Here is a 17,147-nt window from a genome sequence, read left to right on the forward strand (position 1 = left end):
CATCATTCATCCAATTTTGTACCATAATCAAAATTAAAGATGAATACTCAAAAAGTATGGTTTATTACAGGTGCATCTAAAGGGATGGGGCTTGAAACTGCCAAACTCGTATTGGCAAGCGGCGACAAATTGGTGGCCACATCGAGAAATGTTAACGAACTCATCAGTAAACTGGGTGAGGCAGGTGAAAACTTTCTGCCTTTGGCCCTGGACATTACCAATGATGCAGCGGTAAGTGATGTACTGTTTAAAAGCATTGCGCATTTTGGGAGATTGGATGTGATACTCAATAACGCAGGTTACTATTTGCTTGGCAGTCTGGAAGAAATTTCTGAAAATGAATTCCGCAAAACACAGGAGGTTAATGTTTTCGGAACCGTAAACGTAATTCGCCAGGTAATGCCTTACCTCAGGCAACAGCAATCGGGGCATATTATCAACATAGCCTCTAATATGGGTTACATCGGCTATGCCAATACCGGAAGCTACAATGCAGCAAAATTTGCCGTAGTAGGCCTTTCTGAGGCATTGGCGCAAGAAGTTAAGCCTTTTGGTATAAAGGTAACCGTGGTGGTTCCCGGCATGTTCCGTACTAACTTTATGTCTGAAACAACATTGGTTGTTGCAGCAAAAGAAATAGAATGTTACGGACAAAAAGCGCATGCAGAAATGTTAAGCCGCTTTAACGGAAACCAGCCGGGCGATCCAAAAAAACTCGCTCAGGCACTAAAATTGATTGTAAATACAGCAGAACCACCAGTTCACCTGATTCTGGGCCCGGATAGCTTTAATTCTATTCTCGAACATCGCAAGAACGAACAGATTGAAATGGAAAAATGGAAGCACCTTTCATTTTCTACTGATATAGATTAATTGGCTAACTTTAATAAATGAAGAAGACAGATCATTCACCTTACCAGATCAGATCAATTTCTGAACTGCACCGGCTATTTGCACTTCCGAAACCAGATCACCCTTTGGTAAGTGTGATTGATTTTGAATTATTAAGCTATCAACATAGTGATATATGGAGCCATTTTACCAATGATTTTTATTGTATTGCCATTAAAACCGGAGCAAATGGTAAATTCCGTTATGGCCAAAAAGATTATGATTTCGAAGAAGGGGTGATGACCTTCACTAAACCTGGACAGGTTTTTTCGGTAACGGAAACAGATGGTAAATCAGTTAACGGATATATGCTGGTATTTAAACCAGAACTCATCCGGCATCATCCCCTTGGCAAGAATATCAAAGATTTTGGCTTTTTTTCTTACACGGTTGGAGAAGCACTACATCTGTCAGCAAAGGAACAGGAAGTTATCTTTTCACTACTGAAACAAATGCAGCAGGAACTTAAAAATAGCATTGATCCGTTTAGCCAGGATGTAATTGTTGCGCATTTGGAGTTATTGCTGAATTATTCCAATCGTTTTTATAACCGGCAATTTATTACCAGAAAAGCTGTGCATAGCGATCTCTTATCCAGATTAGAAGAAATCCTTAAAGCATACTTTGAGAATGGAGATAAGGCTCCTACCGGGCTACCATCTGTTAAGTTTCTGGCCGGAGAACTCAATTTATCTGCCAATTACCTCAGCGATATGCTCCGTACGCTTACCGGCCAGGCCACGTTACAGTATATACACAACCATATTATCGATTCGGCCAAAATCCTTCTTTCCACTACCAACCTGAATATTAGCGAGATCGCTTATCGGTTTGGGTTCGAATATCCGCAGTCATTTAATAAATTATTTAAGAAAAAAACCAATCAAACACCCCTGGAGTACCGCCAGTCTTTTAACTAATTTATCATCTGTTTTGTAAAATAATCTGATTTTACTATTTTTGTATCGATCAATACAAAAATAGTAAAATGAAGGGAAGACCTACATTATTTGAGAATACTGAGCTGGTTACGAAAGCTCAAAGTGTGTTCTGGGAAAAAGGATATACAGCAACCTCGCTCAGTGATTTGTTAACGGCAACCGGAGTAGGATCAGGGAGTTTTTACAACAGTTTTAAAGGTGGCAAAAAAGAGATTTTCAGGGCAGCTATTTTGCAGCGTAGGGAAGCTTTTAACAATTTCAGAAAAGAACTGGAAAGGACTGAGCACCCTTTAGAACTCATTAAGGATTTTTTCAGAAGCATTGCAAAGTCAGATAAAACATCACACCTCAGGGGATGCATCATTGCCAATACCGTTGTTGAAATGACCTTTGTTGATGATGAACTGGAAACAGAAGCAATCCGTATACTCGAAGATGTGGAGCTGATGTTTGCGGAGGCGATAGAAAGGGAAAAAGAAATCGGCAGTTTACGCAATCCTTTGCCTGCACAGGTTTTAGCTAAATACCTCATCACATTTTGGTGTGGTTTAAATACGCTAAGGAGGATGTATCCTGATAAAAAAGTACTGGCCCGGCAAATTGAGATGCAGCTTGAAGTGATAAGCTAATTTTTTTTGAATAATTATGTATTGATCGATACAAAAATAAAAATTAAATGGATTTAAAATTAAAAGGGAAGCGCGCATTTATTAGTGGCTCTACACAGGGAATTGGATTTGCAATTGCACAGGAATTATTAGCTGAAGGGGTTGAGGTGATTATAAATGGTCGTGAAAAAACCAAACTTGACCGTGCGGTTGAAGCATTGAAAAAGCAGTTTCCAGGTGAGGCTGTATCTGGCCTGGCTGCCGATTTTTCAAATAAGGATCAGGTAGAAACACTGTTAGAGCAGTTAAACGATGTGGATATACTGATCAATAATGTAGGCATATTTGAGCTCAAAGATTTTGCTGATATTACTGATCACGATTGGTACAAAATGTTTGAGATCAATGTAATGAGCGGCGTACAACTCTCCCGAAAACTGTTGCCACAAATGCTCGAAAAGAACTGGGGAAGGATTCTCTTTATCAGCAGCGAATCGGGGATAAATATTCCTGATAACATGATTCATTACGGCATGACCAAAGCCGCGATGATGGCGGTTAGTAACGGACTATCAAAAACAACAAAGGGTACTGAAGTGACGGTTAATACCATTCTTGGCGGCCCAACTTATTCTGATGGTGTAGCTGAAACCATAGAACAACTAGCTGACATGCAAAATATACCTGTAGCGCAACTGAAGCAGGGGATTATGCAGCAAACTAACCCGCACTCACTTATAGGGCGTTTTATTGTTCCGGCAGAAATTGCTCACCTGGCTACCTACCTGGCAAGCCCGCTTTCCATCGCCACTAACGGCGCTTGCCTAAGGGCCGATGGCGGGGTTCTAAAAACACTTTAACGGTTTCCACTTGCAGCAGCATGGGCGGGGTTCTATCCTGTCCACTATACTGTTTTAACCTACCAGCCCGCGCAGTAATGGTGGCTGATTATAATTTACGAATGTGAAGGCATATATAATTGATAAGACTAGGCAAACCCTTATCTCTTAAAACGCATCTAGAACGGGGTTCCTTCGGACTTTGTTCGGACTTGTGACAAATATACCCGAAGAAAATGCGTTTTAACCCCATATCAACTTCAGGTTTTTAGCTAAGCTTTTAGGCAGCTGGTTAGCAATCAACTCTATACGCAGCCAAAGCGCGTTGAGTGAAGAATTAGAAGGAATGCAACGAAAAAACTTTTGGTTTGGTCTTGTAACGCCAAACGAACTCCATCCAGCAATCGAACTGTATTGCTATATTTGTGTTAACGATCTCAAATAGCACCACAAACACCAAACTACCAGCACGTTAGCATTACCAATAATTAAATGGAAGAAATAAAAGTTGAAAATTTTAAGCCTTTTGATGGGCAGCATTGCGAAACAACTGCAACTGGAACATTGCTACAACAAATAGGAATTAAACTTTCTGAACCAATGCTTTTTGGACTCGGAGAAGGACTTGGCTTTATTTATTGGAACATGAAAACAATGGACTTCCCATTCATAGGCGGGAGAGTTAAAACCGATTTGCTTACACAAAATATCGCCAAAAATTTAAACCTTGATTTAACCGTTAAAGAAACAACTTCAAAACAAAAAGCCTGGGATCATGTAAAACAGCTTCTGGATAAAGGACAAGTTGTTGGATTGAAGTTAGACTGTTATTATTTAGCGTATTTTTCTAATCCTTTTCATTTTGCAGGACACTATGTAGCAATCTATGGCTACGATAATGAAAATTCATTTTTGGTAGATACAAGACAGCAAGGTGGACTGGTAAAAACAAGTTTGGCTAGTTTGGCATTAGCAAGAGCTGAAAAAGGCCCCATGGCATCAAAAAATTTGTATTACACATTAAATAAAAGCGAGAAACAATTTGATCTTACATCTGCTGTAAAAATTGCCATTCGCAACAATGCTATAGCATACCTCAATCCACCTATCCAAAATATGGGTTATAAAGGAATTTTAAAAACAAGTTCAGAAATCATCAACTGGTATAAAAAGAGCAAAAATATTGAAGGAGAATTCAAATCGGCCGCAATGATTATGGAGAAAGCCGGAACAGGTGGTGCTTTGTTTAGAAATTTGTATAGAGATTTTTTAAAGGAAAGCCATTCTCTGGTTCTACTTGACAAATTAAAATCAGGATATGAAGCATTCGTGGAAATTGCAGAATTTTGGACTTCAGTTTCCTTATTATTTGAAAAAGTGAGCGAAACAAAAGACTTTAAATACATTCAGCAAGCCTCAAACATTTTAAAAATACTAGCTGAAAAAGAAAAAATGGCCATGGAAATATTGGCAACAATATAGCTGGCCTTAAAAGGTTGGTGTACTGTAAGCTTAAAATAAAAAAGCCTTAACTTTTTCAAGTTAAGGCTTTCTGCGGAATGGACGGGGCTACAATCGAACCCCTCGCTCCTCTTTTATTGTTATTAAACGATTTTGAACACGGTCAAATAACTGATAATGAGCAAAATGATAATATATTTCAGCTTTTCGATTCAGACCGGAAGCCAACTGATCCCATCAAAAAAGTAAAAAAGCGAGGACCAAAAATCTAATTTGCGACTCGGAAAAATAGTGAGCGGGTTGTAGTCGAACTCTTTTATTATTTAATTAATCTACGATTTTGCTGAGAGAGTTATTAGCTTCGAACATATTTATATGAAATGGCATTCAATTTTTCCCCTTTCTGTTGATATAATGGAGTAGTTTCTAGTGCCCCGGTTTGATTAATAAAGCAGGGGATTTGTAGCTTACTACGAAAAATCTCCTCTACAGTCCATTAATGTAACGATATAATTGTCCCGATGGCGTTTTAGCGTTTTGCGATAATATTTCTTTACATCCGAATAAGATAAAAGCATCTTTGGCTCTCGACACAGCAACATTTAGCATATTGACTCCACGATCATAAAAATAGCTTTTTCCCATATCATTAGTGCCATAAGTAGCGGAGAATAGAATCACGGGACGTTCCGCTCCCTGCAGGGCATGTACGGTACCAATAGTGAGTCCCGAAAGATTTATACCAACTCGGCGCAAAGCCAGGGTCAGCTCATATTTCTGTCCAGTAAAAGGGGTAATAACACCTATAATATCTGCCATGCGAAGCTTTTTTTCTGGTCTTTTTTCGTTTGCAGCCGATGCCTTTTCTCTACGTTGATAATGATCCAGTAATTGTTGCTGGTTGGCCAGTATCCACTGAGCAATGGCAAATGCTTCGTCCGGATTTGCCCTGCTTGAGCCTCCCCTTACAGTAGATATTCCATCGACTGCCTGAAACTGCATGGCAGCAAATGGAATCCCCTTCGCCGATCCTTTTTTAGGTTCCAAAAAACCATGATACGCAAGGCGGTTACAATATTCAATAATTTCATCAAAACAACGTCTGTGCTCGATGAGCATCATGCCCCGTTCCATCTCCGGGTATAACTGATAAGGAGTTGTTTTCTGAGCCAATTGCATGATACTGTTGGCACTACTGAGAAAACCTTTGGTCTGTAAATCGGCTATCGATGTCTGATCATTAATATCAGCTATTACCTTATAACGATGCAGGTTCGCATGATCTACTTTGGCAGGTACATTCCATACGGGTTCTATCTGCAAGGTATCGCCTACTACCAAGGCTCTTTTTGCTAATGCAAATGTGGCTGTGCCCACTTCGGGGGAAACCTGCCCCGCCTCGTCTACAATAAGCAGATCTATATAATCCAATAATGGCGGTGTGTCCCAGGTACTTTTTGATCCTGTTGTTTTGACATGCTTTGAATAAGTAAAGAACTTGGGAGCCATAAAAAACGTAGAAACAAAGCAAGGACTCAACATGGCAAAGCGTTGCCAGCGTTTCTGTGCATCTGCCTTTCCGTTTTTATGGATACGGTCTTCTAGGATCAGGCCTTTAGTAGCCATAATCCAGCGTCCTTCCCAATAATGGACGGCTAAGTAAAACAGGTCATACTTTAATCCCGTTTCTAGCTCATCGTAAAAGAAAGCTCGTTTCTGCCGTTCAGCCATTTTGAAGCCTTCGTCATCTATCGGCGGATTGGATTGAATCTTATAGCTTTGTTTCCAGCTCTTCCATGCCAGGGCATGTTTTTTTATTTGCTGGATCAATTGCAGTTTTTCATCAAAAAAAAGATGGAAGGAGCCGATCTTGTAAAAATCAACCGCAGCATAATTTACAGGGCAATCTCGGAACAGTTGTTTTAAACGAACGGCTCTTTTTTCTTTCACAAAATGGAGAAAGGCGAAGAGTTTTATCCAGAAAGACTCCTGGTCCAAGTAATCGCTTAGTTGTCCTTCAATAGTCTTGATGCCGGCCTCTATCTGATTAAGCGCTTTTTCGTCCAGTTCTTGATCAGGAAATAAATTGACCGCCGTGTTTAGTCCTAATTTTTGAATGAGCGTGGGGATTGTTTTATATTGTTGCCACAACTTGATGCCGTCTTGGAGCTTTTGTTGTTTATGTTTTATTGTGGCCTGTATTTGTTGGATAATACTCGAAACATCCAGGCTATTTTGTTTCAGGTAATGTTCAGATTTTTCTATGTATTGCCGCTCTGCCGTAGTCAAGTAACTGTTGTTTTCTTTGTCAATAGGTGCTCCGGATAATTTTCCTGCAACGCGTTTTAAATGAGGAATGCCTTCTGATACTACTTTACCTTGTGCTGGCAGGTATAAACCAAAGCCTTTTAGCTCCGGTAACCATCGTTCATACAATAACCCCGGCTTTGGTGTCACACTGGAAAAACTATCGATGATATTGGTCACCGCCTGATTATTGGCAGAACAGGCTATAATTACTGCGGGATCGCCACCTTTCAGGGCACTTTGCACCACTTCGTTAGCTACAATGCTTTGCAGCAAGGTCGTTTTGCCGGTTCCAGGAGGACCGTTTACGGCAAGTATCTCGCCCTTACGCAAAGACTGAAACTGGTACAAGGTCTTCCGTTGGGAGATAGAGAGTGGATAAGCATAAGCCATCTGGCCTAAGTGACTGGTTGATGTCTCTTCGAAATCATCTATCGTCAATAAAGGCCTCAGTGTTGTATAGGTCTTATCAGCCAGGCCTGCGACCAATAACGGTACTTCTTTTTCTCTGATTAAGTAATCGTATAACCTGATGATCCCATCTGCTGCGGCCGTCAATGTTTCGTGGGCCACCAGGGTATTCGTAAAACTAACGGTATAATTTTCCGGCGCGTATGCTGGTAATTGAACGCCAGTAATCCGGGCAAAACAATCGAGGAGATAAACCCAATAATTGGCCCAGCTCCCTTCGCTTACAAAGGGGCTGGCAAATACGCTGTCTACCTTATCTACATCCGAAAAAGTAAAATTTACGGCTTCGTTTACCTGGGGCTCCAGGTGTACACGGGGAATATAGGGAAATGTATCTTCATCTGGTTTTAAAAGACCCTTTCTGTTGAGGCTGGCCCTGACCCAGAAGGGATAGCTGATCCCTGTTTCTCCGGAGTATTTGGTGTATTCTGGGCTGGGGCTCACTCTGAAAGGGGCAATAAATACACTAGTTTCTTTCAGTTGTTCCCAATCAGGATCATCTTTGCTTAACCGGCCCTTTGTTTCGTTCAGTTTCCGCTCAACGGTATCTATTAAAACAACCGCTTGTTCTGTTGCCACATAACCTGTAGCATAATCAATAGCGGCATTATATTGATGTATGGCTTTATCTACAGGGATTTCCACACGGGAACCATCCGCCAAAGTATTGCGCCAATACTCCAATAAATGAATGTGATCTTTATTTGCCATAGCCGTTTGTGAAGATGCTTGATTTAGTCAAACCAAGAATTTGGTATTAACGCCCTATCATTTTCATCAGGTTCATCATCCCTCCATCGTTTGACCTTAATGACATTTTCAAAACCAGTCCAGGCATATTCACCTACATGTTCAAGAATAATAATTTGAAGTTGATTTCTTGTCCTCTTGATAGCTTCATTCAACACATCGAATATTCTTCTTACACGAATCATGTCCTCACTTTTTTCACTTATTTCGACATCCGTTTCGGGAAAATATACTTGAGTCGGTTGATCTAAGAAGATAAAATTAGGCGCTGGGTGCATTTCCTTGCTAAGAAAGAATTCGTGAAATGCTAATATAGTTGAGATATGGTAAGCCATAAAATTTGAACCCGATCCAATTTCGTAAAGGGCATCAGTTCTTCCTGTATCCGAAACAAAAGTCAAAGTCAAATCTTTTTCATTAAACTGAATCAACTCTGCATAGTTTTCAGCTTTAAATTTTTCTGCATAAAACGAAATCCCATCGGTAATTTTTTTCTTTGCTTTTTTTATTTTATTGTCTATAATCTCTTGATTAATAAGTTTATTAATAGCCAGTTTTCTTGCCTCTAATTGAGTTATTTGTTCTTCGGTAGAGGTATCTTTTGTATAAGACTCATAATTGCTCAATTCTGTTTCGATCATACCAGCAAAACGATAAATAGAGTTTATAGTATTTAAACGCCTGTTATCTTCATCTCCATTTTGCCTGAGTACAGCTAACTCTTGCCTAGCTTCATTTAGCTTCGTAAGAAGAGCCCTAATCTCACCGGAGACTTTTTTATGTTCACCCCTAAGAACTGTCACATTATCGTTTAACTGAGTGCCCTTCGAAATTATTTCATTATTTGCATTTATCAATGTTGCCAAGTATTCTTTCCCATTATTCGTTTTAGATAAACAAAATGGGCATTCTTCTTCGTGCTTGGATAACAATTCATTGAACCAGCTACTCGTTTTTAATCTACCATGTTGTTGTAGCAAGTCATCACGATAATTACTATTCCCTTCGATTAATCGATTTAATAATTCTTGTCTATGTTTGAGGTTCTGAAGGTCATAGGCAATGTTCAGCTCAAGAGATGTCAAATCTGAAATTCGGTTGGACGTAACTGCAACTGAGTCCACAGATACCTGAAACAAAGTAGTAGCATTTAACTCTTCAGGGACTTTTTTAAGCTTCGAAATATAATCCGAGGTGGTCCAGTTATCATCTGGATAAGTATCATTTTTCAATAGACCAAATTCCTTGGCCTGATTGAAAAAACCTCTGAGTTGGCCGACCCATCTATTTATACTTCTTCTTTTCTTTTCTACTTCTTTGTTCAGATCATATAAATCTCGGTCGATCTGCTTAAGCTCCTCCTTGAGCTCTAAGTATACATTGTCTACCGCTTGTAATACATAACTAAATATGCTGATTAGTTTTTGACGCTGGGCCATCTGATCGGTACGGTAAAACAAACTGGATTGATTGGCGATGATATATTGAGGTTGAAAAAGAAAAGAGGCAAAATCGCGAAAACTTGGATGAGAATCGAAACCAATTTTCGCACCATCTTCAGCGAAGTTAATGTTACTTAAACCAGCTATATTATTTAGTCGTGTTTTGACTTCATTTACGTTACAATTTCCTAAAATTTTATCAGGCAAGATAAGGTTGGCACCTTCTCGCATAAACATATCTCCAGAAGAAATTTGGTCCCCCGGCTCTTTTCTGGCAATTAGTAATTCATTACCATCTGCCAATGCTATATGCAACCCAAACCATTCCGTATAGTTGCGTATTTTCCTTGTCGGTATACGGCACTTCCCACTACCTAAACAATAGTCTACGATCGCGATCAATGTAGATTTCCCTTTTTCGCTCCCACCTGTTATAACGTTAACCTTGTCTAATGCGAATTCTATCGTACGAATCGCTTTAGCAGAATTTTTAGGGACCAAAAAGATCGATTTTATCCTAAACTCCATCAGAATGTAAGATTAAAGTAAAGCGATATTTCTGATTGATTGAAGAGTCCAAACCAAGCACCAATTCGCCTTGATGTATTTATGATATCTACGTATTCACTATTTTTACTCATGTTTTCTTTAATTTTTAAGGGAAGGGACTTTGCGACAGGGGCAATAACTGAATTTACCCTATCATAAGAAATAAGGCCTACAACCGATCCCAGATAAATAGACTCTAGCGTTAAATTAGCCATTCCTTCCATTCTATCTTGTAGACCTGAGAACAAGTCTTTATTTTCATCAAGTGCACGTAGCAGGCTTCCGCCTTTGAAATTACGTTCTTTGATTCCTGTTACAACACGCTTATTCATACATAGAGGTAAAACTGGCATAGCCAGCAACAATGATGGCAAGCCTTTTTCGCTGTGATTTATTTGAAAATTCTTGGTAAACTCCCAAATCGCATGTGCACCTAAAACCTTGTTTTGAAATATATCAAACTCATTTAGCATCTTTTTTTCGTTTTTCTTTGTCTTTTAATATTTCCCATTCCGGGTGCCATCCGATTTTAACCTGGTCCGCCAGATAATGATAAGAACCTTTGTGGGTATATCCTTGCTCTGGTTCATAATTGTTTAATTTCCCCTTATATAATAGGGAATGGTAATATACCTCATAACCTACTTGAGTAAATTTTTTCGGTTCAGCAAATTTGAATTTTGGGCGAGAAATCGAAGTCCAATGGTTCATTAGATCTTCAAAGTACGAATCAAATTTTTGTTTAGATATTTCACCATCTTGGGCAAATCGGCTTCTTTCTGATGCTGCCCTTACAAAATCGTGTATCGCTTCGATTACCTCGCTTTCTGAACACCCTATTTTTTTCAACTGTTCTACATATATCTTGCCTCTATTCCTTGCGATATCCTTTGAATCTACAGGGAGAGAGTCCACTGCCTTTTCAAAGAAAGATTTCTTTTTAAACTCAGTAAGCAGTTGAGTGTATTGTTGATTGAAAGCTTTGACGCTTACCCATCCTGGTTCACGATTCCTCCAGTTCATAATCAGCGAATCTGATACAAAACCAAAAAGTCCTTGATAGATGTAGTCAAAGGGAATATCTTCTGATATACTTAAATTATTTCTTATTGTTGTTTTTACATCCTTTGTAATGTGGTTATAATTATTATCTAAAACCGTAATCTTATCTATGACTTTAATTAGGATGCTGATTGGACAATCTATCACTACCTGGCCATAAGGCTTTACAGTCTTCGGCAATTTTGCTGCAATTTCTTTAAGCTCATTAGCCAGTTTAATGATACTAGCATTCTTGTTTTTTAGATTTTCAACACCTCCAAGACTTTCATTTTTTAATCTGATAGCCAAGCGATTATTTGGTATTCGTTTATTAGTTAAAAAAGATAAGAGAGAATGCTCTATATTAATTTTATTGGAGGTGACGGCTTCAATCCAGATGCTTAATGTTTTCCATAGATCAATACTTCGATCTGCGTAGGGAATTCTTGAGGTTTGACTGTGCTTAGCCTGTTCGTAAATAGTTTCAATATCATCTCCATTGATTAGTTTAATGGTAATGTCGTCGTCAACTTCCACACCAACGAATGCCGTTAAGTCGGAAGAACTAAGCCACTGTAAGGCCCTTTCTATTTGGTACAAAAATCCCAAGATGCTACCATCAGCACTGTGCAGATTGTTCGTATTATTCATGGTGTAATTGAGAGGGTTATAATTTCACAAACTATTGGTTGTTAAATTTAATAGATATTTAGCAACAAAAAAATATTTCTTGCCCCTCTTTTGTTTGTATCTCGTGGATATTGGTTAAATGTTTGGACTCAAGCCAAATTTGTTGTTGCTTGTGTTAATCAAACGAATAGCTAATACTAATTAGTTAAATCATTGCACAAAGGGTTAAACAAAAACATTCAAATGCTTAATTTACATCGTTCACAATATCCGGAATAGATTATTCAAGTGTAGCGAAAGGATTTGCTCATACGTTTTAAATACTCTTGATCGGTATTGATTCCTAAGACAAGTTTTATAAAGCACAAATGAAAAAATGCAGGGCTAAAAGGAAGAATAAGTCCGAAAATCACGAATCTTCCCTCACTGGCGCAGAAGAGAAACTAATCGAGTTGATCGCCCAGATCATAGTGGACATAACCTTTAGGCAGGTTGAGGAACAAAATAAAAAAGACTTATTAACGTAAAATTAAAATAATGAACGGGACTCGAAACCGGGATACCCTGTAAGTAGTTGATTTTAAGAAAATTACAAAATAATCATTTGAATAGAAATTGAAAAGCAAAGGATTTTAAAAAAAATAACCATCTAAATATAAAGCATTTAGATGGTTATTTTTGTGTTTCTGCGGAATGGACGGGACTCGAACCCGCGACCTCCTGCGTGACAGGCAGGCATTCTAACCAGCTGAACTACCACTCCGTTTCACTAAAAAGGTTCAATTGCTTTCCCCTTAAGAGGCCGCAAATATAGACAAGTTTTTTGAATTTACTAATAAATTAATATTCTTTTTCAATTAAGGAATAACCTAAAATTTCTAATGGGTTTAAAACAAAAAAACCTCCAGAAATTAATCTGAAGGCTTATCTTTTGCGGAATGGACGGGACTCGAACCCGCGACCTCCTGCGTGACAGGCAGGCATTCTAACCAGCTGAACTACCACTCCTTTTCTCTAAAGTTTCAATCGCTTGTCCCTTTCGAGGTTGCAAATATAGACAGGATATCTGAATTTGCAAACTTTTTTTTCAAAAAAACCTAAGTCCTTAGCACTCAGGCTGTATTTTTATTCTACTGCACCTTCTTTCATCTTCTCTGCATTCTCTGCAAACTGAAGGGCATCAATAATCTCCTGAATATCTCCATCCATAATGTTTGGAAGGTTATACATGGTTAAACCAATGCGGTGCTCAGTAACCCTTCCCTGTGGATAGTTATAAGTTCTGATCTTCGCAGAACGGTCACCGGTTGATACCATTGTTTTACGTTTTGCGGCTATATCACCATGTTTCTTTTGAACTTCCAGATCGTAAAGCTTAGAACGGAGCATCTCCATGGCCAGCTCGCGGTTGGCTAACTGTGAGCGTTCTACCTGGCAAACCACTACAATACCCGATGGTTTGTGTGTTAACTGCACTTTCGTTTCTACCTTGTTAACGTTCTGTCCTCCGGCACCACCTGAGCGTGAAGTTTGTAATTCAATATCTCCCGGGTTGATGTAAACATCTATATCTTCAGCCTCCGGAAGCACCGCAACCGATGCAGCAGAGGTATGTACACGACCCTGGGTCTCTGTATCTGGCACGCGCTGAACACGGTGCACACCACTTTCATACTTTAAAGTACCGTAAACATCTTCTCCGCTTACTTTCAGTACAACCTCTTTGTATCCGCCAGCTGTGCCTTCGGTAACATCCATTACTTCTACACGCCAGCCTTTGGTTTCAAAATAACGGGTGTACATGCGGTATAAATCGCCGGCAAAAAGCGCAGCCTCATCACCACCGGTACCACCACGGATTTCAAACACAGCATTTTTAGCATCCTCAGGTTCTTTAGGGATCAGCATCAACCTAATGCGTTCTTCCATTTCCTGTTGCTGCGTCAACATCAGATCTAACTCTTCTTTAGCCATTTCACGCATTTCCTGGTCCTTTTCATTAGCCAGGATATCGCGGTTGGCATCAATATTACTCATTACATTTTTGTAAACTTTATACTCGTCTACAATCTTGGTGAGGTCTTTATATTCCTTATTCAGAGCCGCAAAACGCTTCATATCCTGGATTACATCCGGATTGCTTAACTGTTCTTCAACATCTTCCCAGCGCAGTTTAATGGCTTCTAATTTATCTAACATAGTGATTTTGTGTTGTAAAGCTTCATTGCAGGACAGAGTTGCCCTACCTTAAAGAATTGCAAAAGTACAATTTTATCAAGAAAGCTGAAAGAGTTGTTTGAATCCAAGGTTTTGGCAGGCAAAAGTTCTGGGCTCAGGGTAAACTTGCCTAATGTTATCGGTCCCAGGCCATGAAAAATAAGAAAATCATTGTCCGGCATTTCATCGCTTCCGAAAGTCCTGCCATCCACTTTACTCCCCCCGATTGAAAATCGGGTGTCGTGCCCGTTCTTGTCAGGTTTAGGTAGCCAGGCAACTGCTGTTAACTAGCCCCGACAAAATGGAAAACCCGCAGGCTGAGGTACGAAGCCGAGGATTTGAAATGGTGGCGGGACTGCAGTAACCGATCAGCAGGAGTTTTGCGCTTCATTAAAAAGCCGGAAGTGGAAAGAAAGCAGTGAATGTTGCCATGAACTATTTTACGACTGGATCAAAATACGCCAACTTCAAGTCCTTTCCGTCAAACACCCCATAAGAATCATAGTTTAACCATTCGCCAATGTTAACATAGCGGCTTCCATTACCTAAATCGATATCGAGAGGCAGGTGGCGATGACCAAAAATAAAGTAATCGAAATGTTCTTGCTGTAACTTTTCTTTAGCGTAAATGGCTAACCATTCGTTTTCTTCACCCAGAAATACTTCCTTCTCTGTTTGCGCAGCCCTACTGCCTTTACTCCAGGCATCGGCAATGCCGATTCCTAAATTGGGGTGCAAACGCGCAAACAACCATTGACAGAGTTTGCTTCTAAAAATCTTGCGGAGGAATTTATACTTGCGGTCACCAGGGCCCAAACCATCGCCATGATGAAGGAAAAACTTCTTTCCGCCACGTTCCATGATGTATTCGTCGCTAATGATTTCCATGCCGATTTCTTTGGTAAAATAATCGCGCACCCACATGTCATGGTTCCCCTTAAAAAAGTAAATTTTGATGCCCGCATCAGCCATTGCTGCCAATTTACCCTGCAAGCGGATAAAGCCTTTGGGAATTACCCTGGCGTACTCAAACCAGAAGTCAAAAATATCACCCATCAGGAAAAGCTCGGCACAGGTAGGTTCAATGAAGTTTAACCAATTTACAATGCGCGTTTCACGGGCACGACTTTCTGCGTAGCTGGGTGTACCTAAATGGAAATCGGAAGCGAAGTAAATATTTTTGGTCATTGCCTCAAAGGTAAACGAAAAAGCGCAAAGGCAAAAGTGCCATTATGAGAAGAAAAATATGTTTATTAATTTTTTAATCGTGTTAAACTGAAGTAAAAAATCACCAAAGCATTTCCCATAAAATGAAAAATTCGAAATAAAATTCCGATTATCGCCTTGATTATTAACATTAAATTAAAAAACTACTAAGCTTATAGATTTTATTTAAAATAATTTGGAATATGTCTAAATAGTGTGTAGGTTTTTGTAACTTTGCGACAAATTTTTTTGAATGATCTCTACTGATATAGCCGTAATAGGCGCTGGTCCGGTTGGTTTATTTGCCATTTTCGAAGCCGGTTTGTTAAAAATGCGTTGCCATTTAATTGACTATCTTCCTCAGGTTGGTGGTCAGCTTTCTGAAATTTACCCTAAAAAACCGATATATGATATCCCAGGTTATCCATCTGTTTTGGCCCAGGAGCTTATCGATAATTTGATGGAACAGGCTAAGCCTTTTCATCCAACTTTTACTTTGGGCGAACGTATTGAAGGTTTAGAAAAGCGTGGCGAAGCAGATTTCGTTCTAACTACCAATATGGGTACTGTTATCGAAGCTAAAGTGGTTGTTATTGCAGGAGGTTTGGGTTGTTTCGAGCCCCGTAAGCCTGCGGTAGAAAACCTGGAGAACTTTGAGAATGGTAAAGGTGTAAATTATATGATCCTTGATCCGGAGAAATACCGCGACCAAAGAATGGTAATTGCAGGTGGCGGCGACTCGGCCTTAGACTGGACGATCTATTTGGCTGAAGTTTGCTCTGAGTTAACTTTGGTACACAGAAGCGAAAGCTTCCGTGGTGCACCGGATTCGGTAAACAAAGTAATGAAATTAGCCGAAAGCGGTAAGATTAACCTGATCCTGAACAGCAATTTGAATGCGGTTCATGGTACAGATAAATTAGAGCAGGTAGAAATTATCCAAAACCGCAGCATGGAAAAAACCATTGTGGAGGCCGATCATTTAATTCCACTGTTTGGTTTAAGCCCTAAGCTTGGTCCAATTGAGGAGTGGAACCTGAATATCAGCAAAAGTGCTATCGAGGTTAATACCGATGATTATTCAACAAACATCCCTGGTATTTACGCCATTGGCGATATTAACACTTACACCAACAAGTTAAAACTGATTCTTTGTGGTTTCCACGAGGCAGCATTGATGAGCCACAGTGCTTACCAATACATGAATCCTGGTGTTAAATATACCATGAAGTACACAACTGTAAACGGAGTTTCAGAATTTTAAGCGCTTTCTCTTATATTTGCCCCGTAAAAAAGGTAATCAATGGAAAATAACATCACAATATACATGCAGGAACCGGATGGTTCGGTTACATCTCACGAAGCACCAACGGATATGGGCTTAAGTTTGATGGAGTTTTTAAAGGCTTCTGAATATGATATTTTAGCCACTTGTGGCGGAATGGCTTTATGTGCAACCTGTTGTGTTGATGTTTTAGAGGGAGAAGAAAAACTAAATGAAATGACGGATGATGAGTACGCCATGCTGGATACTTTGCCTGATTTGTTACCCAACTCCCGTTTGGCCTGCCAGTTGCAGTTAAACAACAACATGGATGGTTTAAAAGTAAAGTTACACGGCGTAAGCTAAATAGATAACATTAATTTTTTAAAGGCGATACTGAAAAGTGTCGCCTTTTTTTATTCCGTTCGGTGTGATAGCAACCGGCAGGCAGTTAATAAAACCTGTCATTCAGAGCGAAGCGAAGAATCCAATTCGGAGATTACATGAATAGATTCCTCCGAAGTCGGAAT

13 protein-coding genes and 2 tRNA genes are annotated in these 17,147 nt (G+C 39.5%); 7 read left to right on the top strand and 8 right to left on the bottom strand.

Annotation, left to right across the window (positions count from 1 at the left end; genetic code table 11):
* The first annotated feature begins 39 nt into the window (after positions 1–39).
* The 5 genes from ACQY77_RS11485 (at position 40) to ACQY77_RS11505 (ending at position 4,761) form a co-directional block, all read left to right on the top strand.
* Complete coding sequence (locus tag ACQY77_RS11485) at positions 40–873, top strand: SDR family NAD(P)-dependent oxidoreductase (protein ID WP_421942001.1); 834 nt, start codon at positions 40–42, stop codon at positions 871–873.
* A gap of 17 nt (positions 874–890) precedes the next feature.
* The gene (locus ACQY77_RS11490) at positions 891–1,811 is read left to right on the top strand and encodes a helix-turn-helix domain-containing protein (RefSeq protein WP_421942000.1); all 921 of its coding nucleotides are present in this window, start codon (positions 891–893) and stop codon (positions 1,809–1,811) included.
* Positions 1,812–1,879: 68 nt separating this feature from the next.
* Positions 1,880–2,461: a TetR/AcrR family transcriptional regulator gene (locus ACQY77_RS11495; protein WP_421941999.1), complete on the top strand. Its 582-nt coding sequence runs from the start codon at positions 1,880–1,882 to the stop codon at positions 2,459–2,461.
* A gap of 47 nt (positions 2,462–2,508) precedes the next feature.
* Positions 2,509–3,300 (top strand): SDR family NAD(P)-dependent oxidoreductase, encoded by a 792-nt coding sequence (locus ACQY77_RS11500; RefSeq protein ID WP_421941998.1) that lies wholly within the window; start codon positions 2,509–2,511, stop codon positions 3,298–3,300.
* A gap of 471 nt (positions 3,301–3,771) precedes the next feature.
* Positions 3,772–4,761: a BtrH N-terminal domain-containing protein gene (locus ACQY77_RS11505; protein WP_421941997.1), complete on the top strand. Its 990-nt coding sequence runs from the start codon at positions 3,772–3,774 to the stop codon at positions 4,759–4,761.
* A gap of 465 nt (positions 4,762–5,226) precedes the next feature.
* Here the strand turns inward: ACQY77_RS11505 and ACQY77_RS11510 are convergent, their stop codons facing one another.
* The 8 genes from ACQY77_RS11510 to ACQY77_RS11545 form a co-directional block, all read right to left on the bottom strand.
* On the bottom strand, positions 5,227–8,229 hold the full coding sequence (locus ACQY77_RS11510) for an AAA domain-containing protein (protein WP_421941996.1): 3,003 nt from the start codon (positions 8,227–8,229) through the stop codon (positions 5,227–5,229).
* Between the two features lie 23 nt (positions 8,230–8,252).
* The gene (locus tag ACQY77_RS11515; protein ID WP_421941995.1) at positions 8,253–10,238 is read right to left on the bottom strand and encodes a DUF3732 domain-containing protein; all 1,986 of its coding nucleotides are present in this window, start codon (positions 10,236–10,238) and stop codon (positions 8,253–8,255) included.
* A complete protein-coding gene (locus ACQY77_RS11520; protein ID WP_421941994.1) occupies positions 10,238–10,732 on the bottom strand; it encodes a three component ABC system middle component in 495 nt (164 codons plus the stop codon). Before ACQY77_RS11520 ends, ACQY77_RS11515 begins: the two co-directional genes overlap by 1 nt.
* Positions 10,722–11,951 (bottom strand): ABC-three component system protein, encoded by a 1,230-nt coding sequence (locus ACQY77_RS11525; protein WP_421941993.1) that lies wholly within the window; start codon positions 11,949–11,951, stop codon positions 10,722–10,724. The genes ACQY77_RS11520 and ACQY77_RS11525 overlap by 11 nt, the downstream gene beginning before the upstream one ends.
* Before the next feature lie 668 nt (positions 11,952–12,619).
* Positions 12,620–12,693 (bottom strand) — tRNA-Asp (locus tag ACQY77_RS11530).
* A 171-nt stretch (positions 12,694–12,864) separates the two neighbouring features.
* Positions 12,865–12,938, bottom strand: a tRNA-Asp gene (locus ACQY77_RS11535).
* A 117-nt stretch (positions 12,939–13,055) separates the two neighbouring features.
* On the bottom strand, positions 13,056–14,129 hold the full coding sequence (gene prfA / locus ACQY77_RS11540) for a peptide chain release factor 1 (protein ID WP_421941992.1): 1,074 nt from the start codon (positions 14,127–14,129) through the stop codon (positions 13,056–13,058).
* Between the two features lie 453 nt (positions 14,130–14,582).
* Positions 14,583–15,335: a UDP-2,3-diacylglucosamine diphosphatase gene (locus ACQY77_RS11545; RefSeq protein ID WP_421941991.1), complete on the bottom strand. Its 753-nt coding sequence runs from the start codon at positions 15,333–15,335 to the stop codon at positions 14,583–14,585.
* 271 nt (positions 15,336–15,606) lie between these two features.
* Here ACQY77_RS11545 and ACQY77_RS11550 point away from each other — a divergent pair, with 271 nt between their 5' ends.
* Together ACQY77_RS11550 and ACQY77_RS11555 are read left to right on the top strand one after the other, a co-directional pair.
* Positions 15,607–16,617 carry an NAD(P)/FAD-dependent oxidoreductase gene (locus ACQY77_RS11550; RefSeq protein WP_421941990.1) on the top strand — a complete coding sequence of 337 codons (1,011 nt, stop codon included), beginning with the start codon at positions 15,607–15,609 and terminating at the stop codon, positions 16,615–16,617.
* A 39-nt stretch (positions 16,618–16,656) separates the two neighbouring features.
* Complete coding sequence (locus tag ACQY77_RS11555) at positions 16,657–16,983, top strand: 2Fe-2S iron-sulfur cluster-binding protein (RefSeq protein WP_090885516.1); 327 nt, start codon at positions 16,657–16,659, stop codon at positions 16,981–16,983.
* The last annotated feature ends 164 nt before the right edge of the window (positions 16,984–17,147 follow it).

The sequence above is a fragment of the Pedobacter sp. genome, assembly GCF_965279535.1.
Classification (GTDB): Bacteria; Bacteroidota; Bacteroidia; order Sphingobacteriales; family Sphingobacteriaceae; genus Pedobacter.

Bases quoted from the DNA above. Each gene is read 5' to 3' on its own strand.
- ACQY77_RS11485 (WP_421942001.1), top strand. From the start codon at position 40: ATGAATACTCAAAAAGTATGGTTTATTACAGGTGCATCTAAAGGGATG.
- ACQY77_RS11490 (WP_421942000.1), top strand. From the start codon at position 891: ATGAAGAAGACAGATCATTCACCTTACCAGATCAGATCAATTTCTGAA.
- ACQY77_RS11495 (WP_421941999.1), top strand. From the start codon at position 1,880: ATGAAGGGAAGACCTACATTATTTGAGAATACTGAGCTGGTTACGAAA.
- ACQY77_RS11500 (WP_421941998.1), top strand. From the start codon at position 2,509: ATGGATTTAAAATTAAAAGGGAAGCGCGCATTTATTAGTGGCTCTACA.
- ACQY77_RS11505 (WP_421941997.1), top strand. From the start codon at position 3,772: ATGGAAGAAATAAAAGTTGAAAATTTTAAGCCTTTTGATGGGCAGCAT.
- ACQY77_RS11510 (WP_421941996.1), bottom strand. From the start codon at position 8,229: ATGGCAAATAAAGATCACATTCATTTATTGGAGTATTGGCGCAATACT.
- ACQY77_RS11515 (WP_421941995.1), bottom strand. From the start codon at position 10,238: ATGGAGTTTAGGATAAAATCGATCTTTTTGGTCCCTAAAAATTCTGCT.
- ACQY77_RS11520 (WP_421941994.1), bottom strand. From the start codon at position 10,732: ATGCTAAATGAGTTTGATATATTTCAAAACAAGGTTTTAGGTGCACAT.
- ACQY77_RS11525 (WP_421941993.1), bottom strand. From the start codon at position 11,951: ATGAATAATACGAACAATCTGCACAGTGCTGATGGTAGCATCTTGGGA.
- prfA (WP_421941992.1), bottom strand. From the start codon at position 14,129: ATGTTAGATAAATTAGAAGCCATTAAACTGCGCTGGGAAGATGTTGAA.
- ACQY77_RS11545 (WP_421941991.1), bottom strand. From the start codon at position 15,335: ATGACCAAAAATATTTACTTCGCTTCCGATTTCCATTTAGGTACACCC.
- ACQY77_RS11550 (WP_421941990.1), top strand. From the start codon at position 15,607: ATGATCTCTACTGATATAGCCGTAATAGGCGCTGGTCCGGTTGGTTTA.
- ACQY77_RS11555 (WP_090885516.1), top strand. From the start codon at position 16,657: ATGGAAAATAACATCACAATATACATGCAGGAACCGGATGGTTCGGTT.